The organism is Bacillus sp. N12A5 (assembly GCF_026790125.1).
GTDB lineage: Bacteria > Bacillota > Bacilli > Bacillales > Bacillaceae > Bacillus.
On the sequence record NZ_JALAMR010000004.1, the window covers coordinates 54,465 to 74,049 of the forward strand.

General features: G+C 45.8%; 16 protein-coding genes and 2 pseudogenes. 14 read left to right on the forward strand and 4 right to left on the reverse strand.

Annotated features, from left to right (window positions below; all coding sequences use genetic code 11):
* Nucleotides 1–17: 17 nt before the first annotated feature.
* Nucleotides 18–1,013 carry an LLM class flavin-dependent oxidoreductase gene (locus MOC09_RS05560; protein ID WP_268369849.1) on the reverse strand — a complete coding sequence of 332 codons (996 nt, stop codon included), beginning with the start codon at nt 1,011–1,013 and terminating at the stop codon, nt 18–20.
* A gap of 283 nt (nt 1,014–1,296) precedes the next feature.
* Between MOC09_RS05560 and MOC09_RS05565 the strand changes: the two genes are divergently transcribed.
* The 7 genes from MOC09_RS05565 (at nt 1,297) to niaP (ending at nt 8,064) form a co-directional block, all read left to right on the forward strand.
* Nucleotides 1,297–1,896 carry a TerD family protein gene (locus MOC09_RS05565; protein ID WP_268360109.1) on the forward strand — a complete coding sequence of 200 codons (600 nt, stop codon included), beginning with the start codon at nt 1,297–1,299 and terminating at the stop codon, nt 1,894–1,896.
* 22 nt (nt 1,897–1,918) lie between these two features.
* Nucleotides 1,919–2,500, forward strand: a complete 582-nt coding sequence (locus tag MOC09_RS05570; protein ID WP_003241245.1) for a TerD family protein — start codon at nt 1,919–1,921, stop codon at nt 2,498–2,500.
* Nucleotides 2,501–2,532: 32 nt separating this feature from the next.
* Nucleotides 2,533–3,111, forward strand: a complete 579-nt coding sequence (locus tag MOC09_RS05575) for a TerD family protein (protein WP_268360108.1) — start codon at nt 2,533–2,535, stop codon at nt 3,109–3,111.
* A 51-nt stretch (nt 3,112–3,162) separates the two neighbouring features.
* Complete coding sequence (locus MOC09_RS05580; protein ID WP_268360107.1) at nt 3,163–3,936, forward strand: TerC family protein; 774 nt, start codon at nt 3,163–3,165, stop codon at nt 3,934–3,936.
* 83 nt (nt 3,937–4,019) lie between these two features.
* Nucleotides 4,020–5,633 (forward strand): YceG family protein, encoded by a 1,614-nt coding sequence (locus MOC09_RS05585; protein WP_268360106.1) that lies wholly within the window; start codon nt 4,020–4,022, stop codon nt 5,631–5,633.
* A 15-nt stretch (nt 5,634–5,648) separates the two neighbouring features.
* A complete protein-coding gene (locus MOC09_RS05590; protein WP_268360105.1) occupies nt 5,649–6,740 on the forward strand; it encodes a toxic anion resistance protein in 1,092 nt (363 codons plus the stop codon).
* Nucleotides 6,741–6,861: 121 nt separating this feature from the next.
* Nucleotides 6,862–8,064, forward strand: a complete 1,203-nt coding sequence (gene niaP / locus MOC09_RS05595; protein WP_268369851.1) for a niacin permease NiaP — start codon at nt 6,862–6,864, stop codon at nt 8,062–8,064.
* A 29-nt stretch (nt 8,065–8,093) separates the two neighbouring features.
* Here the strand turns inward: niaP and MOC09_RS05600 are convergent.
* Nucleotides 8,094–9,265 (reverse strand): annotated as a pseudogene (locus tag MOC09_RS05600) (MFS transporter).
* Nucleotides 9,266–9,333: 68 nt separating this feature from the next.
* A pseudogene (locus MOC09_RS05605) lies at nt 9,334–9,577 on the reverse strand (helix-turn-helix domain-containing protein).
* A 237-nt stretch (nt 9,578–9,814) separates the two neighbouring features.
* On the opposite strand from MOC09_RS05605, the gene opuAA reads away from it, so the two are divergent.
* The 3 genes from opuAA to opuAC are packed head-to-tail and all read left to right on the forward strand — an operon-like array spanning nt 9,815 to nt 12,802.
* Nucleotides 9,815–11,071 (forward strand): glycine/proline betaine ABC transporter ATP-binding protein OpuAA, encoded by a 1,257-nt coding sequence (opuAA, locus tag MOC09_RS05610; RefSeq protein ID WP_268360103.1) that lies wholly within the window; start codon nt 9,815–9,817, stop codon nt 11,069–11,071.
* 1 nt (nt 11,072) lies between these two features.
* Nucleotides 11,073–11,921, forward strand: a complete 849-nt coding sequence (gene opuAB, locus MOC09_RS05615; RefSeq protein ID WP_003241221.1) for a glycine/proline betaine ABC transporter permease subunit OpuAB — start codon at nt 11,073–11,075, stop codon at nt 11,919–11,921.
* Nucleotides 11,921–12,802 (forward strand): glycine/proline betaine ABC transporter substrate-binding protein OpuAC, encoded by an 882-nt coding sequence (gene opuAC, locus MOC09_RS05620; RefSeq protein WP_268360102.1) that lies wholly within the window; start codon nt 11,921–11,923, stop codon nt 12,800–12,802. Before opuAB ends, opuAC begins: the two co-directional genes overlap by 1 nt.
* Nucleotides 12,803–12,840: 38 nt before the next feature.
* On the opposite strand, the gene MOC09_RS05625 is transcribed toward opuAC, so the two are convergent.
* Nucleotides 12,841–13,992 (reverse strand): M20 peptidase aminoacylase family protein, encoded by a 1,152-nt coding sequence (locus tag MOC09_RS05625; RefSeq protein WP_268369853.1) that lies wholly within the window; start codon nt 13,990–13,992, stop codon nt 12,841–12,843.
* A 146-nt stretch (nt 13,993–14,138) separates the two neighbouring features.
* On the opposite strand from MOC09_RS05625, the gene MOC09_RS05630 reads away from it, so the two are divergent.
* The 4 genes from MOC09_RS05630 to MOC09_RS05645 all read left to right on the forward strand — a co-directional run bounded on the left by MOC09_RS05630 (nt 14,139) and on the right by MOC09_RS05645 (nt 19,553).
* Nucleotides 14,139–15,572, forward strand: coding sequence for a YfcC family protein (locus MOC09_RS05630; RefSeq protein WP_268369855.1), 1,434 nt, complete (start codon nt 14,139–14,141; stop codon nt 15,570–15,572).
* Between the two features lie 115 nt (nt 15,573–15,687).
* Nucleotides 15,688–16,179 (forward strand): DUF6773 family protein, encoded by a 492-nt coding sequence (locus MOC09_RS05635; protein WP_419901008.1) that lies wholly within the window; start codon nt 15,688–15,690, stop codon nt 16,177–16,179.
* 256 nt (nt 16,180–16,435) lie between these two features.
* Nucleotides 16,436–18,415 (forward strand): alpha-amylase, encoded by a 1,980-nt coding sequence (gene amyE, locus MOC09_RS05640; RefSeq protein ID WP_268369858.1) that lies wholly within the window; start codon nt 16,436–16,438, stop codon nt 18,413–18,415.
* A 172-nt stretch (nt 18,416–18,587) separates the two neighbouring features.
* Nucleotides 18,588–19,553: an L-lactate dehydrogenase gene (locus tag MOC09_RS05645; RefSeq protein WP_268360098.1), complete on the forward strand. Its 966-nt coding sequence runs from the start codon at nt 18,588–18,590 to the stop codon at nt 19,551–19,553.
* Nucleotides 19,554–19,585 lie beyond the last annotated feature (32 nt).

Below are 19,585 nucleotides of genomic sequence, written 5' to 3' on the forward strand. Positions count from 1 at the left end.
GGGGAAAACTGCTTTTTTTATAGAAACAATCCGGCAAGACGTTCATAAGTTTCTTTTTTCGCCTCAAAATCAAATACATTGCACAGAACCATGATTTCATTTGTTTCGTAGCGCTCTGTGAGTGATAAAAGCTGCTGTTTGACTGTGCTTGGAGAACCGATCACCATCCGCTCTCTGTTTTCTTCTATGAGTTTTTTATCGGACGCTGTGTAAGGATGCGCTTTTGCTTCCTCGATGCTTGGCACGCGGCTGTCCAAGCCTTTTCCGACACGAAGAAGCCATAAATCCTGGCTTAACGCGAGCTCTTCAGCCTCTTCATCTGTTTTTGCGCAAATGACAAAAATCGTAAACAGTGCAGCCGGAGACGAAAAATGGGCGGCCGGCCGGAAGCTCTCCCGGTAGACGCGAAATGCATTTTCTCCTCGCTCAGGATTAATGAAATGCCCAAATACATACCCAATGCCCTGATGCGCCGCGCGTCTTGCGCTGTTTTCACCGAGACCGAGCACCCACAGCTCCGGTGCAGTGTCAATAAGGGGCGCCGCTTTGATTCCGGCATACGGATGGTCGGGAGGAAGGGAATCTGTAAGAAAATAAGAGACATCCTGCAGCTGTCTGTTAAATTCGGTTAAGCTTTTTTTCACCCCGTCCGTTAATGCAAGCCTAGTTTTTGTCGTGCCGCCGGGGGAACGGCCGACGCCAAGGTCAATCCGGTTGGGATACAGGGCCTCAAGCTGGCGAAAGGTTTCGGCCACTTTAAACGGGCTGTATTGGGGCAGGAGCACGCCGCCTGATCCGACACGAATCGTGTTTGTCTGTGCTGCGATGCGGGCGATCATGATTTCAGGCGCTGTGCTTGCCAGTCCTTTCGTGCTGTGGTGCTCGGCAAACCAATACCGCTTATAGCCCCACTGTTCGCTTAATTGAGCAAGCTCAACCGAATGCTGAAGAGTTGTCACAGGGCTTTCTCCTTTAGAAACTGGTGCCTGGTCAAGTATGCTTAAATGAATCAAAGGGCCGCTTCCTTTCTGTCTGTTTTTAGAATGTGACACAAGAATAGGCAAAATGACTCGCTCACGTCAAATGGTTTGTTTAAGAAGTGCACTTTATAGCTTTTGCAAATCATATATCAAATATGGAAGTTTTTTTTCGAGGTTTTTCGTCAATTATTCTTAACTTTTACGAAACTTTGATATAATAACAAACGTATATATTAGTAATTTACGGCTTATTTTCCTTATGAGCGTAAAAATAAATGTGACTATCTTCACATTTTGATGAGTAGGAGTGAATCGTGTGGCAATTTCTTTAGAAAAAGGTCAACGAATTGATTTAACAAAAGGAAAAGCCGGCCTGTCTAAATTGATGGTCGGTCTCGGCTGGGACCCGGTGTCCTCAGGCGGAGGGTTTTTCAGCAAACTGCTTGGCGGAGGCGGCGCGAATATCGACTGTGATGCTTCAGTGCTGATGCTGGAAAACGGAAAATTCACCGATAAGAAAAATGTAATTTATTTCGGCAACCTGAAAAGCCGCTGCGGCGGTGTACAGCACACAGGCGACAACCTGACAGGCGACGGTGCGGGCGATGACGAGCAAATTATGATAGATTTAGATAAAGTGCCTGGAAACATCGATAAGCTTGTATTTGTAGTGAACATTTATGATTGTGTCAGAAGAAAACAAGATTTCGGCATGATTCAAAATGCGTTTATTCGCGTAGTTGATCAATCAAATCGTGAGGAAATGCTCAAATACAATCTGAGAGACAATTATGCCGGCAGAACAAGCCTGATTACAGCAGAAATCTACCGCAGCGGCAATGAGTGGAAGTTTGCGGCGATCGGTGAAGGCACAAATGATACGAGATTAGAAGATATTATCAGCCGTTACGCATAAAAGAAAAAGGAGTGGATGAAACATGGCAATTTCATTGGCAAAAGGACAGAAAGTAGATTTGACAAAAACAAATCCGGGTCTTTCAAAGGTTGTTGTCGGTTTAGGCTGGGATACAAATAAATATGACGGCGGACACGACTTTGACCTTGACTCAAGCGTGTTTCTGTTAGACGCTGCAGGCAAATGCGCGTCACCAAACGACTTTATTTTCTACAACCAGCTTGAGGGCGGCAATGGTTCAGTCGTCCATTCAGGCGACAACCTGACAGGCTTAGGCGAAGGCGACGATGAGAATGTGAAAGTGAATCTCAGCGCTGTGCCGGCGAACATTGATAAAATCTCATTTGTTATCACAATCCACGAAGCAGAAGCGCGCAGCCAAAACTTTGGACAAGTATCAAACGCGTTCGTTCGCATCGTAAATGAAGAAACAAATGAAGAGCTCATCCGTTACGATCTTGCAGAAGATTTCTCTATTGAAACGGCAATCATTGCAGGAGAGCTTTACAGACATAACGGCGAGTGGAAATTCTCCGCTATCGGCTCAGGCTACCAAGGCGGCCTTGCCCGCATCGCAACGGACTATGGCTTGCAAGTCGGTTAAGAAAAAGGAAGAGCAGAAAGGAGAGAGGCAGTATGGCCATTCAATTATCAAAAGGACAGCGTATTGATTTAACGAAAACAAATCCGGGACTCACAAAAGCAGTGATCGGCTTAGGCTGGGATACAAACAAGTACTCCGGCGGACACGATTTTGACCTGGATGCTTCAGCCTTTTTAGTTGATGCGCATGATAACTGCGTGAATGATCTCGATTTCGTCTTCTACAATAACCTTGAACATCCGAGCGGCGGTGTCATCCATACGGGTGACAACCGCACGGGTGAGGGCGACGGAGATGATGAGCAGATTATTGTTGATTTTTCGAAAATCCCTGCTCACATTGAGAAAATCGGCATCACAGTGACCATTCACGATGCTGAAGCACGCAGCCAAAACTTTGGACAAGTTTCCAATGCGTTTGTGCGCGTTGTGGATGAAGAGACGCAGGATGAGCTTCTTCGCTTCGATTTGGGAGAAGACTTTTCCATAGAAACAGCTGTTGTCGTTTGTGAGCTTTACAGACACGGCGGTGAATGGAAATTCAATGCAATCGGCAGCGGTTTTTCCGGCGGGCTGGCTGCATTGTGCCGGAACTACGGTTTGCAAGTGTAAGCGAGTGACAAATAGAGAAGTCACCGTTTCAAATTAATAGGAGGAAAAAACTTGGACTTTTTACATCATATCATGTCTACGTATGCTTCATTTTTCGATTGGAAAATGTGGGGGGAAGTGCTTTCTGATCCCGTTTCATGGGGTTTGATCGGCTCCCTTGTTGTTTTGGAAGGCCTTTTATCGGCCGATAACGCGCTTGTTCTTGCGGTCATGGTCAAACACCTGCCGGAAAAACAGCGGAAAAAAGCGTTAACGTATGGTTTGTTTGGAGCTTATATTTTCAGATTTATTTTCATCGGGCTTGGCATGCTCCTCATTAAGTTTTGGTGGATCAAGGTGCTTGGCGCGCTTTATCTCGCTTGGCTCGTCATTAAGCACTTCTGGATTGGCGAGAAAGAAGAGGAAACGGACGGCATCAAGAAAAACTCTTGGATGGTCCGCACGTTCGGTATCTTCTGGGCGACTGTTATTTCAGTTGAATTAATGGACCTTGCCTTCTCAGTGGACAGCATCCTGGCCGCATTTGCGGTATCTGAAAAAGTATGGGTGCTTCTGATCGGCGGTATGCTTGGTATTCTAATGATGCGTACAGTGGCAAAAGTTTTCCTTGTCCTGATTGATAAAATTCCTGAGCTGGAAAACACAGCATTCGTGTTAATCGGAATTATCGCGCTGAAAATGGCGGCGAGCGCTTTCCATTACGAAATGCCGCACTCTGTATTCTTCATTATCATAATCGCTGCATTTGCGGTCACATTGATCATTCACTACATCAATAAACAAAAGCAGGTGCGCGAACAAACAGCCGCTTCAAAAGAAGAATAAAACAAAACAAGGAGGGAGGTTCAATTTCCTTCCTTTTTTGTTACCGAAATATCGTCCGATGACAAACCGGAAAGGAGGAAATGATGAGACAAGAAGAATTAACCATTCATAAAGCGGTTCCGGCTGATGGAGATTGGAAAAGCCTGCTGTTCCAGCCATTGCCCGAGCGGGAACACTATGAAACAGAACAAGGCCTTTCTTTTTCTCGTCTTGCCGGGCAGGTATTGGGTACGCCTATTGATGAAACGGATTACTATAACGAGCTGTATGAGCTGTCTGTAAACGATCGCATTACCATTTTGAGTGAAACGCTTGATAAAACAATCGAGCCGGAAACATTTCAAAAGCTCCAGCATATTCATTCCATCAATCAGCAGGAAAAAGGGCTGTCAGTCAGCCGCTTCGTTGCCTTTCTGGACGGGGAAAGACTGATTGCGAAGCACTCGAACCCCTTGATGCACCGCCATTTAAGAAAAGCGCTGATGACGCTTTTACATACCTTTGCAGACCAGCATGAGCAGGGGCTGAATCATCCGGATTTTCGCAGAGTGCTGCTGGATGTCTCGAAGTTTTCTTTGAATCACCTGAATCCTTGGCTGGAAAAAACCGATATAGAGCGGGAGATGCCTAAGGTTGTTTGGTACGGGGATGCGACGAAAAGCCAGCTCTATTTCTTATATTATCTGATGTTAGTGGGCTGCGATGTCCTATTGTTCCATCCTGCGGGAATCGATCAGCTGGCGCTTGTTGACCCGAAGCAGGAGCTCAGTTTTACGGAAAAGCTCCCGGATGTTTCGGAGCTTCAGCCGTTTCCGAAAGAAAAACCAGACCGGAAATCAACGGTTGCCTACCGCTCAACAAAAGAAATTGAACATGTGCTGAATCACGAGGAATCCATGCTGTACAAGCCGTGGCAGTTCAGAGATCATACACCGATGTCTGTAACGCTGAAAACGACCTATGATGAACTGTTTTTAATCACGAAAGAGCGTGCCTTTATTCGTCCGAATTTCAAAGCCGATAAACATTCCATCGAGATACCGAATGTATTCGCAAAGATAATGGGTGTGTCGAAAGACAATAAGGAATATTGGAACAGGCTCCATACATTAGCGGATTATCAGGAAACAGAGATGGTAAGACGCTTTCCGTTTACAGAAGAAATAAAATCGAACTATCAATTTCACTACAGCCACGCGCTCGACCATGAAGGGAACATTGATCCGGATAAGCTGATGGCAAGCAATATATGGCAGTATAAGCAGCTTCCTGCGGGCGTTCAGACGGCTATTGCCAAGACGATTTCGAGAATGTGCAGGCACCCGCGGCTTAAGGCTTTGCATCAGGAACAAGTCAAGGATGTTCAAATCTACTTGTTTAAACAAACCACAAACCTGCCTGTTAACCTGCTGAAGTTAATTCAAATGTTCGACTATGCCCAGACTGTTCCGAAACTTGTTTTATATCATACGGAAATGAGCGGCGGACTCACGCGTTCAGATGCTGCTGCCCTGCTGTTCCTGAATGAAATCGGAATCGATATCATCATTTATAATCCTCCCGGCCATCAGGATATTGAGCCGTTTATTGAAGAGGACCAGTATGATATCCATTGGCTGGACGACATGGTGTTTCAGCAGGACTATAAAGAGCCTTCCCTTGTGAAAAGGCTGTTCAGAACGATTACTCAAAAGTAAGGAGAGAAGAAAAGCATGACCACAGAAAATCAAAACCCGCTTGTTCTCGATAAAAACGAAGAAATTTCCCAGCAAAAGGCTGACGATATCCGTCTCCAGCTCCGTCAGGAACCAGAGGTAAAGCGGCTTGCACAGCAGATTGACGTCAAAAACCAAATGGAGCTGCTTGAGTACGGAAAGGAGCCGGCCGTTGAAATTTCCAAGTTCTCTGACCGTATCTTAGGGATGATGAAAACAACAAGCGTGACAGACTCCGGCACAATGCTGACTCAGCTTGGGAAGATCATGGACCGCTTCGACAAAAATGATTTTGATGAGCCAAAGGGATTGATGGCGAAAATTTTCAAACGCGGCGGCAGCATGATTGAAAAAATCTTTAAAAAGTATCAGACGCTTGGCGGAGAGATTGAAAAAATCCACGTTGAGATTTCGAAATACAAAGATGAGATGACGAAGACGAACTACACGCTCGATGAAATGTATGAAAACAATATCAAGTATTATATGGAGCTTGAAAAATACGTCGTTGCCGGACAAATGAAGCTGGAAGAGATGCAGTCAATCCTTCCTTCGTATGAAGAAAAAGCGGCAAGCGGAAACCAGCTGGCGCAAATGCAGCTCGATACACTGCGCAACGGCATTCAGGCCCTTGAGGAACGGGTATATGATTTGGACATGGCACGAATGGTGGCTCTTCAAACGGCACCTCAAATCCGTCTCCTGCAGCGCGGTAATGCAAAGCTGATCGGGAAGATCAACTCCGCGTTTATCATTACCATTCCAATTTTCAAAAACGGCATCATTCAAGCTGTTACCGTCAAACGCCAAAAGCTTGTGGCTGACTCCATGAGCGAGCTTGACCGCCGGACAAACGAAATGCTGAGACGAAATGCCGAAAACATCTCGAGCCAAAGTGTTGAAATTGCCAGAATGGCCGGCAGACCGAGCATAGATATTGAAACGATCGAATCGTCCTGGAACACGATCGTCAGCGGCATGCAGGAAACCAAACAAATTGAAGAAGAAAATAAACGCCTCCGTGAAGACGGCGCAAGACGAATTGCCCAGCTTCAGGATAATATTAAAAAAGCAGCCTTGCAGCAATAAAAAGATCCCCGCTTGTGAAACATAAGCGGGGTTTTTCATTTACATGAATTAGCTAATGACAATGTGTAAAGACAGGTGTAAACTTAAACGGTAATCATTTTGTATATCAGAGGTGTTGGCAATGGGAAAACAACAGCCTATATCCCAGCGTAAACTGCTGGGCGTCGCCGGTTTGGGGTGGCTGTTTGACGCAATGGATGTCGGAATATTATCGTTTATTATCGCCGCGCTCCATGTCGAGTGGAATCTATCGCCTGAAGAAATGAAATGGATCGGAAGCGTTAATTCCATCGGCATGGCTGCGGGTGCGTTTTTGTTTGGTCTGCTGGCTGATCGAATAGGCCGCAAAAAAGTGTTTATCATTACCCTTTTATGCTTTTCGATCGGAAGCGGCATTTCAGCTTTTGTGACGAGCTTATCAGCATTTCTTATGCTTCGTTTCGTGATCGGGATGGGGCTTGGCGGCGAGCTTCCAGTCGCTTCAACACTTGTTTCGGAAGCGGTTGTGCCTGAAAAGCGGGGAAGAGTGATTGTGCTTCTGGAAAGCTTTTGGGCCGTAGGCTGGCTCGTGGCGGCACTGATTTCTTACTTTGTGATACCGAGCTTCGGCTGGCAGGCTGCTTTGCTGTTAACCGCACTGACTGCTTTTTATGCGCTATACCTGCGGACGAGTCTGCCTGATTCGCCGAAATATGAGGCGCTTTCTGACAACAAGAAATCGGTGTGGGAGAATGTAAAAAGCGTCTGGGCAAGACAGTATCTGCGGCCGACAGTGATGCTGTCGATCGTGTGGTTCTGCGTGGTGTTTTCTTATTACGGCATGTTCCTATGGCTCCCGAGTGTCATGCTGCTGAAAGGCTTCAGCATGATTCAAAGCTTTGAATACGTTCTTCTGATGACGCTTGCTCAGCTTCCCGGCTATTTTTCTGCCGCGTGGCTGATCGAAAAAGCGGGCCGGAAGTGGATACTCGTCATTTACCTGATGGGTACGGCAGGGAGCGCCTATTTCTTCGGAACGGCGGATTCCTTAGGCCTTCTGCTTACAGCTGGAATGCTGTTATCGTTTTTCAACCTTGGCGCGTGGGGCGTGCTGTATGCCTATACACCGGAGCAATACCCGACAGCGATTCGCGCGACAGGTTCAGGAACGACAGCAGCGTTTGGAAGAATTGGCGGCATCTTCGGGCCTCTGCTCGTCGGAACGCTCGCAGCCCGTCATATTTCGTTTTCAGTCATCTTTTCAATCTTTTGCATTGCCATCCTGCTTGCGGTAGCGTGTATTTTGATTATGGGAAAAGAAACGAAACAAACGGAACTGGAATAGGAAAAGCACCTCATTCAAGAGGTGCTTTTTTACATTTGCACTCGGGCTTTGGTTTGTCGTTTTTTGGTTTTGCTGATTGACTGGTAGAGCGTCATGGACAGGATGAACAGAACGGCAGTAAATCCTGTAACAGCTCCGAAATGCTCCGTGCTCTGATATAAAAAACCTGCAATACTTGTGCCGATAGTGATTCCGGCATACATAGCGGCATTGGAAAGGGAAGTGATGGTTCCTCGTGCGTTTGGTGAAATGGATTGAAAGACACCCATCATTAACGGAAAGATGATGCCGGCTGTAAAGAAAGTGAGAAAAAAGCTTGTTTCTACTAAAAACAAGGTAGGAAAGAAGGGAAGACAGCAATAGAGAGCACTCATCAGCAGCATGCCGTTGATCAAGGTCTTAAATATGCCCAGTTTTGCTGAAATCCGGCTACCGATAAGGCTTCCGAGCATATTTCCCAGACCGAGTACAAGCATCGCGGCCCCGATCTGCGACACGTTTAAATGAAAATCCGCAGAAAGCCACGTACCGAGAAAGCTGAACGAAGCAAAATTTCCGGTTTGAAAGAGAAAATAGGCAAGCAGGATAAATGATGCTTTCGGCAGTAAAAACAGCTCACGATATGGTTTGAATATGAACGGACGGTGTGCAAAATCAGAAGGGCGAATATCAGGCATAACGGCCGCCAGCATCAATAGAAGAATAAGAGAACAGGCCGACAGAACAAAAAAGGGTGTATGCCATGTAAAGGAAGCCAAAAATCCTCCGATAGGCAGTCCGAGCATCTGTGAAGCGGCCAATCCTGCTGTCGCAATCCCCATGCTTTTAATGATCTGAGAGGGCTGGACGATGACAGGGATGGACGCCCAAACTTGAGGTGTCACAAATGCAGCACTAACGCCTGCAGCAAAACGGAACAGGCACATGGCGGCAAAAGAGGGAGCCATGCCGCATAAAAACGTGGATACAATAAAGCCTGCAAGTCCCCACAGCATGACTGTTTTCCTATTAAGCCGGTCTGAGAACGGGCCCGCGATCAAAGCGAACAGCGCATAACCGAGCGCATAAGCACTAACCATCCAGCCTGACAAATCGGTAGAGACACCAAACTGATTCTGTAAAAGCGGGAGAAGCGGCGAAAGCAAAAAGGTATCCGTGCCGATAACAAACATCACGCTGAAAAAAGCCAAATACGTCTCAAATAAAATCACTCCTATAGTTTTATAATTTTGAAACTATGAAACAGATAAGTATAGAGAAAACCCTTTGTTAGAGGGTTTCCAAAAAGCCAGGCAGGTATGTTTGAAATGTGTCTTCACGCAGACTGACATATTTTGTCCGCGAATCTCCGGGTTGCCGTTAACCCCGCTTCACGCAGCGTTTTAAAATGATAAGATGCTGTGGTTTTGACAATATTGCATTTTTCACCTACTTCACCGCAGCTGAGTTCTTTTCCGCTGACATAAAGCGTACGGATAATGTCAATATTTTCCAGTCGAGAGCAGGAAGTAATAACATGAAAGAGGAATTCAGTTCCATTTAAAGCGTTTTCAACTAAAGATGGGCGAAATATCACCCGTAAAATACAATTATAAAGGAGGATTACAGAGCATTTAGAAGCATAAATAAGGTCATGTGGTCACATGGATGTTTATAATGAAATGGTACAGAATAAAAGAGAATATGCTGTTTGTGTGGGATGTTACATAAATGTTACGGTAATAAAGATTGCTTAATATGGAGGGAAAATATGAGTGTAGATGAGAAACCAATTAAGATAAAAGTCGAAAAAGTCTCTAAGATTTTTGGGAAACATACAAAGAAAGCAGTTCAAATGCTTGCCAACGGAAAGACAAAAAAAGAGATCCTGAAAGCGACCGGATCAACCGTTGGGGTAAATCAGGCAGATTTTGATGTATATGATGGTGAGATATTTGTCATCATGGGTCTATCAGGGAGCGGTAAATCAACTTTAGTACGGATGTTAAACCGGCTTATTGAACCGACTGCCGGAAATATTTACATTGATGGTGACATGATAACAAATATGTCTAAAGACCAGCTCCGGGAAGTCCGCCGGAAGAAAATCAGCATGGTCTTCCAAAAGTTCGCTCTGTTTCCGCACAGAACGATACTTGAAAACACAGAATACGGACTTGAGCTTCAAGGTGTAGACAAACAAGTGCGGCAGCAAAAAGCGCTTGAGTCCCTAAAACTTGTCGGACTTGAAGGATTTGAACACCAATATCCTGACCAGCTTTCCGGCGGGATGCAGCAGCGCGTCGGCCTTGCCCGCGCGTTGACGAATGATCCAGACATCCTTCTGATGGACGAAGCGTTCAGTGCGCTCGATCCATTGATTCGTAAAGATATGCAGGATGAGCTTCTTGATCTTCACGATAATGTCGGAAAAACAATCATCTTTATTACGCACGACTTGGATGAAGCGTTGCGGATCGGTGACAGAATTGTTTTAATGAAGGACGGTAACATCGTTCAAATCGGCACGCCTGAAGAAATCCTGATGAATCCATCTAACGAATATGTTGAAAAGTTCGTCGAGGATGTTGATTTGTCTAAAGTCCTCACAGCAGGCCACATTATGAAACGCGCTGAAACAGTGCGGATTGATAAAGGGCCTCGCGTAGCATTGACATTGATGAAAAACCTTGGAATTTCTTCAATTTACGCAGTGGATAAACAAAAGAAATTGTTAGGTGTTATCTATGCGTCTGACGCGAAAAAAGCGGCTGAGTCTGATTTGTCACTTCAAGACATCTTGAATACAGAATTTACGACTGTACCAGAGAATACGTATCTGACAGAGATTTTTGACGTTGTATCTGATGCGAATATTCCAATTGCGGTTGTAGATGAGAAGCAAAGAATGAAAGGGATTGTCGTGAGAGGCGCACTGATTGGCGCACTTGCCGGCAATAACGAGTATATCAATGCTGAAGGCACCGACGGACAAACACAAGATCCTTCTGCACAGGAGGTGAAATAAGATGGATAGACTGCCTAGAATACCTTTAGCAGATATCATTGACCGTTTTGTTGACTGGATTACAATGACGTTTGGCGGATTCTTCGATGGAATCGCAAACGGTTTGGCCGCTTTTGTAAATGGAATTGTCAGCGGACTTGGATTTATCCCATCTATTTTGTTAACAATTATTTTCGCTGCACTTGCGTGGTGGATCAGTACAAGGGGAATTGCGTTATTTACGTTGATTGGTTTCCTCCTGATTGATTATTTAGGATATTGGGATCCGATGCTGCAAACATTGGCGCTTGTTTTGACTTCTGTCATTATTTCGATTGTGGTCGGTGTTCCGATCGGAATTTGGGCGTCCCAGAAAGAGACGGTTCGCCGTATTGTAACGCCTATTCTTGATTTAATGCAGACAATGCCTGCTTTCGTATATCTATTGCCGGCGATTTTCTTCTTTAACATCGGTGTTGTGCCGGGGGTTGTTGCATCTGTTATCTTTGCGATGCCGCCGACAATCCGCATGACTGTTCTCGGTATTAAACAAGTGCCGGCGGATCTGATTGAAGCGACTGAGGCGTTCGGTTCTACGACAGCTCAGCGTTTGTTTAAGGTTCAGCTCCCGCTTGCGACAAAAACCATTTTGGCCGGGATTAACCAGAGCATCATGCTTGCGTTATCAATGGTTGTTATCGCTGCAATGGTCGGTGCACCGGGACTTGGTTCTGAAGTATACAGCGCCGTTACACAGCTGAAAACCGGGGTCGGCGTAGAGGCCGGTATCGCTATCGTTATCGTTGCCATTACGCTGGACCGCATTACTCAAAATATTAAAGTGAAGAAGAAAAGCAGGGGGAATGCCTGATGCTTAAAAAAATCATCGGTATCGGCGTTTCCGCCATGCTGGCGCTCTCACTTGCGGCTTGCGGTTCAGAAAACGATGAAAATGCATCCGCAGCAGAACAGGTGAATAAGACTATCATCGGGATTGACCCCGGTTCAGGGATTATGTCCCTAACCGATAAAGCGATGAAGGATTATGACCTAGATGACTGGACGTTGGTTTCGGCGTCAAGCGCCGCGATGACTGCAACGCTTAAAAAGTCATACGACCGTAAGAAACCTATTATCATTACAGGATGGACTCCGCACTGGATGTTCTCCAGATATAAGCTGAAGTATCTCGATGATCCGAAACAATCTTATGGCAGCGCAGAGGAAATCCATACGATCACACGCAAAGGCTTCAGCAAAGAACAGCCGAATGCCGTAAAGCTACTGAGCCAGTTTAAATGGTCGCAAGACGACATGGGCGAAGTCATGATCAAGGTGGAAGAAGGCGAAAAGCCTGCAAAAGCCGCCGCTGAGTATGTGAAGAAGCACAAGGATCAGATTGCGGAGTGGACAAAAGGCGTTCAAAAGGTGAAGGGAGACAAAATCAACCTTGCCTATGTGGCGTGGGACAGTGAGATTGCAAGTACAAACGTTGTTGGCAAAGTCTTAGAAGACTTGGGCTATGACGTAACGCTTACTCAGGTAGAGGCCGGTCCAATGTGGACCGCGGTAGCGACGGGAAGCGCCGACGTATCCCTTTCCGCATGGCTGCCAAACACCCATAAAGCATACGCCGCCAAATATAAAGGCAAATATGACGATATTGGCACCAGTATGACTGGCGTGAAGATGGGGCTTGTTGTGCCTCAATACATGAAAAACGTCAACTCAATTGAAGATTTGAAGAAATAATGAAGAAAGCAGCCTGTAGCCAGGCTGCTTTTTTTGCGTTAAGAAGCGTTAGTGGCAGCAAGTGATTCCGCCTTCTGAAATGTTTTGAGCACGGCGTTCGCTAAAATGTGAATGCCGTTGAACATCGCATTTCTATCAAAGGTCATGTGCGGATGGTGGAGCCCCGGCTGGAGCCCGCAGCCTAGTCCGAGCATCGTTGTTTTCAGATTCGGCACCTTCACGGCGTAAAAATGAAAATCCTCGCCTCCAGTGGTGACAAGCGGTTCATCGAGCTGCTCAGCCCCGATGATATCTGTGATTGCTTCTGCCATGATTGCTTCAGCTTCTTTGTTTTGTGTTGCCGCAGGAAGGCTGTGCTCCTTTTGCAGCTCGATCTTTGCGCCGAATGCCGCAGCGGCCGCTTCACATGCTCTTTCTGTTTCGACGATTAACGTCTCCATGGCTTCATTGGTCTGTGCGCGCAAATCAAGGCTGAACGACGCTTTCCCAGGAATAATATTGGAGCTTTCCCCGCCGGCTTGAAGTTTGGTCATTTTGACGGTATGCGGGATTTTCGGGTCAATATGAATGAGCCCGAGCTTATGTACAAGAAAGGCCGCAACTTCAATGCTGTTTTTTCCAAGATGCGGACGCGCGCCATGGGCCTCCTCTCCGATAATTGTTCCCTCAATATGCTGGCTTGACCCGTGCAGAATAGACGGAGCACAGCGGCCGTTCTGTGTTTCCTGAATCGGACGGACGTGAACGCCGTACAGGTAGTCAACATCATCAAGCACGCCTTCTTCTATCATTTTCAAGGCGCCGCCGCCTTTTTCTTCTGCCGGCTGAAAGATAAAACGGATTGTGCCCTTCGGAAGCTCGGGCTGTTTTTTCAGCAGCATTAACGTGCCCAGCGCCATTGTCATATGTGAATCGTGTCCGCAGGAATGGTTGGCGCGGAATGTGCCATTGACCTCCTGCCACAGCGCATCAATATCGGCGCGTACCGCTACAACCGGTGAGCCTGAACCGATTTCGCCGACAACTCCGGTGCAGTCTGAAAAAGTCCGCGTCCGGCATCCCAAATCCTCCAGCTTTTGTTTAAGAAATGCAGTTGTCTCATATTCCTTCCAGCTGACTTCAGGGTTCGCGTGCAGATGCTCGAAGATGTCCATAATGGTTTGTTTTATGTCTTCGGAGAGCTTTTGCATGGGAAGAAGTACCTCCTTCTATCAAAATGAATTTCTCTTCTTTCCTTTATTTATATTGAAACAGGAAGATAGGCTGTATATAATATAGCACATATTTATACTTTTCAGAATAATGAATATTTTCAAATAGAGGGGATGGATCGAACATGAGTATGCCAGCAGCCGAAACACAGCCTAAGAAAAAACGAACGACATTTAAAATGCCTGACGCCTATGTCCTCTTATTTATCATTGCTTTCATTTGCGCCGTTGCTTCATATGTTGTGCCGGCGGGAGAATTTGACCGCGTAACAAAGGGAGATATTACGACTGCGGTGCCGGGAAGCTATCAATCAATTGAACAGTCACCGGTCAGCCTGATCAGCTTTTTTACGTCTCTTCAGGATGGAATGGTCGGATCAGCGCCAATCATCTTTCTGATTTTATTTACAGGCGGCACCATTGCCATTTTAGAAAAAACGGGTGCCATCAACGGCCTGATTTACAATGTCATCAGCAAATTCCGCACCAAGCAATTATTATTTATTTGTATTGTCGGCGCATTGTTCTCCATTCTCGGAACAACCGGGATTGTCGTGAATTCAGTTATCGGTTTTATTCCCATCGGTATCATTGTTGCACGATCCTTAAAATGGGACGCGGTCGCTGGCGCCGCTGTTATTTACATCGGCTGCTACGCTGGATTTAACTCTACTATTTTATCACCGTCCCCCCTCGGTTTATCGCAATCCATCGCGGAGCTGCCGCTTTTTTCGGGGATTGGCCTGCGTGTTGTGATATACATATGCTTTTTGCTGTCTTCTATTATTTATATCTATCTTTATACAAGAAAATTAAAAAAATCAAAGGATGCCAGTGTGTTGGGGACAAATTGGTTTCCGGCGGCAGGAATGGGTCAAGCTGATCCAGAAGAAGATCAGTCAGTGCCGTTTACTGTTCGACATAAGCTGATTTTGGCTGTCGCGGGATTGTCGCTGATCGGGTTTTTATACGGCGCTTTAAAGCTGGGCTGGTCTGATTCCCAAATGGCTGCGACGTTTATTTTTATTTCTGTCCTTGCCGGTTTAATAGGCGGGCTTGCGGCAAACGATATTGCCAAAACCTTCATTACGGGCTGCCAAAGCCTTGTATATGGGGCACTGATTGTCGGGATGGCACGAAGCATTTCTGTCATTCTTGAAAATGGCAAGCTCCTCGATACAGTCGTGAATGCTTTGGCATCGCTTCTGGATGGATTCAGCCCGGTTGCCGGGGCGATCGGCATGTATATCGCCAGTGCGCTGCTTCATTTTCTCATCTCTTCAGGGTCTGGAGAAGCCGTTGTATTTATTCCCATCCTGGCACCGCTCGCTGATTTGATGGGAATTACGAGACAGGTTGCAGTGGAAGCGGTTATGCTTGGAGAAGGAGTCGTCAACTGTGTAAATCCGACATCCGGCGTCCTTATGGCGGTGCTTGCCGCCAGCGGCATTCCGTATATCAAGTGGCTGCGGTTTATGGTGCCGCTTGCTTTGATTTGGTTTTTGATCGGGCTTGTCTTTATTGTGATCGGCGTCATGATCAATTGGGGGCCGTTTTAACGATTGCTGCCCGCCGGCTTGTACGGCGGGCTTTTGAGTTATTCATTGCAGAAGCGCAGGCTGTTATTGTAACATGTAAGCCATAAGCCATTCGTAAAAATGCGGGAGGAAGGTCATGAATAATCTGCGTAATAGACTTTCAGGCGTGAATGGGAAAAATAAGAGAGTAAAAGAAAAAGAACAAAAAATCTGGTCGGAGATTGGGATGATAGCGGGTGCTTTTGCGCTTCTTGATGTGATGATCCGCGGCATTATGTTTGAATTTCCGTTTAAAGAATGGGCTGCAAGCCTTGTGTTTTTGTTCATGATCATCTTATATTACTGCATCAGGGCAGCGGCATCTGGAATGCTCATGCCGAGAATAGACACCGAAGAAGAACTGCAAAAACGGGTGAAGCAGCAGCGAATAGAATCAATTGCGGTCGCCTTTGCAGTAGTGGTGCTTACGATGTACGACAGGGGGATTCCCCATACATTCTTCGCTTGGCTGAAAATGATCCTTCTTTTTATCGTCTGCGGCGGCGCTCTGTTTCTGCTTCGGTATGTGATTGTGAAGCTGGCTTACAGAAGGGCGATAAAAGAAGAAGCAGAGAAGAAATCATCTTAGTGAGATGGTTTCTTTTTTTGTTTGTGAGGGGAACGTCTCACAGTTCGGGGGCAGCGTTTTCTATTTGGATAGGAATATAGATTTGAATTCTCTCTATCAAGTTGTTTTGCTGGGATGAATGTGATAATTTGAAATGTAAGCGTTAACAAAATTCTCCAGACTTCACATTCGTTTGAAAGGAGGAAGCGGAAGAATTAGTAAGAGGGATTTTTGACTCCACAGTAAGTTTTTAAAAATCAAATAAGGAGTGTCAAGAATGCTTGGAAAACGTTTTAAAACCTCTTTACTGCCGTTATTCGCTGGGCTTTTATTGCTGTTTCATTTGGTTCTGGCAGGACCGGCGGCTGCGGGTGCTGAAACGGCGAACAAATCGAATGAGCTTACAGCACCGTCGATCAAAAGCGGAACCATTCTCCATGCATGGAATTGGTCGTTCAATACGTTAAAACACAATATGAAGGATATTCATGATGCAGGATATACAGCCATTCAGACGTCTCCGATTAACCAAGTCAAGGAAGGGAACCAAGGGAATAAAAGCATGTCAAACTGGTACTGGCTGTATCAGCCGACATCGTACCAGATTGGCAACCGTTACTTAGGGACCGAGCAAGAATTTAAAGACATGTGTGAAGCCGCTGAAGAGTATGGCGTAAAGGTCATTGTTGATGCGGTCATCAATCATACCACCAGTGATTATGCTGCCATTTCCAATGAGATTAAGAGTATTCCAAACTGGACCCATGGAAACACACAAATTAAAAACTGGTCTGACCGATGGGATGTCACGCAGAATTCATTGCTGGGGCTGTATGATTGGAATACACAAAATACACAAGTGCAGTCCTATCTGAAACATTTCTTAGAAAGAGCATTGAATGACGGCGCAGACGGATTTCGATTTGATGCGGCCAAACATATAGAGCTTCCGGATGATGGGAATTACGGCAGTCAGTTTTGGCCGAATATCACAAATACATCTGCGGAGTTCCAATACGGAGAAATCCTGCAAGATAGTGCCTCCAGAGATGCTGCATATGCGAATTATATGAATGTGACAGCATCTAACTACGGCCATTCCATAAGATCTGCTTTAAAGAATCGCAATCTGAGCGTGTCAAATATCTCCCATTATGCATCTGATGTGTCTGCGGACAAGCTAGTCACATGGGTGGAATCGCATGATACGTATGCCAATGATGAGGAAGAGTCTACATGGATGAGTGATGACGATATTCGGTTAGGCTGGGCAGTGATTGCTTCTCGGTCAGGCAGTACGCCTCTCTTCTTTTCCAGGCCTGAGGGCGGCGGAAATGGTGTGAGATTCCCAGGGATAAGCCAAATAGGCGACCGAGGAAGCGAGCTATTTAAAGATCAGGCCATCACTGCGGTCAACACATTTCACAATGTAATGGCTGGCCAGCCTGAGGAACTCTCGAATCCGAATGGAAATAACCAGATATTCATGAATCAGCGCGGGTCACATGGCGTTGTGCTGGCAAATGCAGGTTCATCCTCTGTCACCATCAATACGTCAACGAAATTACCTGATGGCAGGTATGCTAATAAAGCTGGTGCCGGTGCATTTCAAGTAACGGATGGCAAACTGACAGGCACGATCAATGCCAGATCTGTGGTTGTTCTATATCCTGACGATATTGCAAATGCGCCTCACGTCTTCCTTGAGAATGTCAAAACAGGAGTCACCCATTTTTTCAATGATCAACTGACGATTACCCTGCGTGCAGATGGGAATACAGCAAAAGCTGTGTATCAAATCAATAAAGGGCAAGAGACAGCGTTTAAGGATGGAGACCAACTAACGATAGGAAAAGGAGATCCATTTGGAAAAGCATACACCATCACATTAAAAGGAACGAACAGTGAGGGCGTAATGAGGACTCAGGAATACAGCTTTGTAAAAAGAGATCCGTCTTCGGCCAAAACAATTGGCTATCAAAATCCAAACCATTGGGGCCAAGTAAATGCTTATATCTATAAACATGATGGGGGCAGGGCGATAGAATTAACCGGATCCTGGCCCGGAAAACCTATGGCTAAAAATGCAGATGGAATTTACACGCTGACGCTGCCTGCGGATACGGATACAACGAACGCCAAAGTGATTTTTAATAATGGCAGCGCCCAAGTGCCCGGTCAGAATCAGCCCGGCTTTGATTACGTGCAAAACGGGTTATATAATGACTCAGGCTTAAGCGGTTCACTTCCTTATTGAGGGCAAGCGATCAGAGGAAAAAATCAAAAGAAACCATCCTAGATGGTTTCTTTTTTGTTCATAAATCAGACAAAACTTTTCTCTTGCAATAGTTTGTGAAATGTTGCACAATATAAATGTGAAACACTTCACAAACAACATCAGAGAAAAACATACCCTGGAAGGATGATTAATGATGAACAAACATGTAAATAAAGTAGCTTTAATCGGAGCGGGTTTTGTTGGAAGCAGTTATGCATTTGCGTTAATTAACCAAGGGATCACAGATGAGCTTGTGGTCATTGATGTAAATAAAGAAAAAGCAATGGGCGATGTGATGGATTTAAACCACGGAAAGGCATTTGCGCCGCAACCGGTCAAAACATCTTTCGGAACATATGAAGACTGCAAGGATGCTGATATTGTCTGCATCTGCGCCGGTGCAAATCAAAAGCCTGGTGAGACACGCCTTGAATTAGTAGAAAAGAACTTAAAGATTTTCAAAGGCATCGTCAGTGAAGTCATGGCGAGCGGATTTGACGGCATTTTCTTAATCGCGACAAATCCTGTTGATATTCTGACTTACGCTACATGGAAATTCAGCGGCCTGCCAAAAGAGAGAGTGATCGGAAGCGGCACAACACTGGATTCTGCGAGATTCCGTTACATGCTGAGCGAATACTTTGGCGCAGCGCCTCAAAACGTGCACGCGCATATTATCGGAGAGCACGGTGATACTGAGCTCCCTGTCTGGAGCCACGCGAATGTCGGCGGTGTGCCTGTCAGTGAACTCGTTGAGAAAAACGATGCGTACAAACAAGAGGAGCTAGACCAAATTGTAGATGACGTGAAAAACGCAGCTTACCATATCATTGAGAAAAAAGGTGCGACTTATTATGGCGTTGCGATGAGCCTAGCCCGCATAACAAAAGCCATTCTTCATAATGAAAACAGCATTTTAACTGTCAGCACATATTTGGACGGGCAATACGGCGCAGATGACGTGTACATCGGCGTTCCGGCTGTCGTAAACCGCGGAGGTATTGCAGGCATTACTGAGCTGAGCTTAAATGAGAAAGAAAAAGAACAGTTCCTTCACAGCGCAGGCGTCCTTAAAAACATTTTAAAGCCTCATTTTGCAGAACAACAAGTCAACTAAAAATGCAACTATAGAGTAAAGGGCTGATTGTC

Bases quoted from the DNA above. Each gene is read 5' to 3' on its own strand.
- MOC09_RS05570 (WP_003241245.1), top strand. From the start codon at position 1,919: ATGGCAATTTCATTGGCAAAAGGACAGAAAGTAGATTTGACAAAAACA.
- MOC09_RS05585 (WP_268360106.1), top strand. From the start codon at position 4,020: ATGAGACAAGAAGAATTAACCATTCATAAAGCGGTTCCGGCTGATGGA.
- opuAA (WP_268360103.1), top strand. From the start codon at position 9,815: ATGAGTGTAGATGAGAAACCAATTAAGATAAAAGTCGAAAAAGTCTCT.
- MOC09_RS05630 (WP_268369855.1), top strand. From the start codon at position 14,139: ATGAGTATGCCAGCAGCCGAAACACAGCCTAAGAAAAAACGAACGACA.
- amyE (WP_268369858.1), top strand. From the start codon at position 16,436: ATGCTTGGAAAACGTTTTAAAACCTCTTTACTGCCGTTATTCGCTGGG.
- opuAC (WP_268360102.1), top strand. From the start codon at position 11,921: ATGCTTAAAAAAATCATCGGTATCGGCGTTTCCGCCATGCTGGCGCTC.
- MOC09_RS05635 (WP_419901008.1), top strand. From the start codon at position 15,688: ATGAATAATCTGCGTAATAGACTTTCAGGCGTGAATGGGAAAAATAAG.
- MOC09_RS05575 (WP_268360108.1), top strand. From the start codon at position 2,533: ATGGCCATTCAATTATCAAAAGGACAGCGTATTGATTTAACGAAAACA.
- MOC09_RS05645 (WP_268360098.1), top strand. From the start codon at position 18,588: ATGATGAACAAACATGTAAATAAAGTAGCTTTAATCGGAGCGGGTTTT.
- niaP (WP_268369851.1), top strand. From the start codon at position 6,862: ATGGGAAAACAACAGCCTATATCCCAGCGTAAACTGCTGGGCGTCGCC.
- MOC09_RS05590 (WP_268360105.1), top strand. From the start codon at position 5,649: ATGACCACAGAAAATCAAAACCCGCTTGTTCTCGATAAAAACGAAGAA.
- MOC09_RS05625 (WP_268369853.1), bottom strand. From the start codon at position 13,992: ATGCAAAAGCTCTCCGAAGACATAAAACAAACCATTATGGACATCTTC.
- opuAB (WP_003241221.1), top strand. From the start codon at position 11,073: ATGGATAGACTGCCTAGAATACCTTTAGCAGATATCATTGACCGTTTT.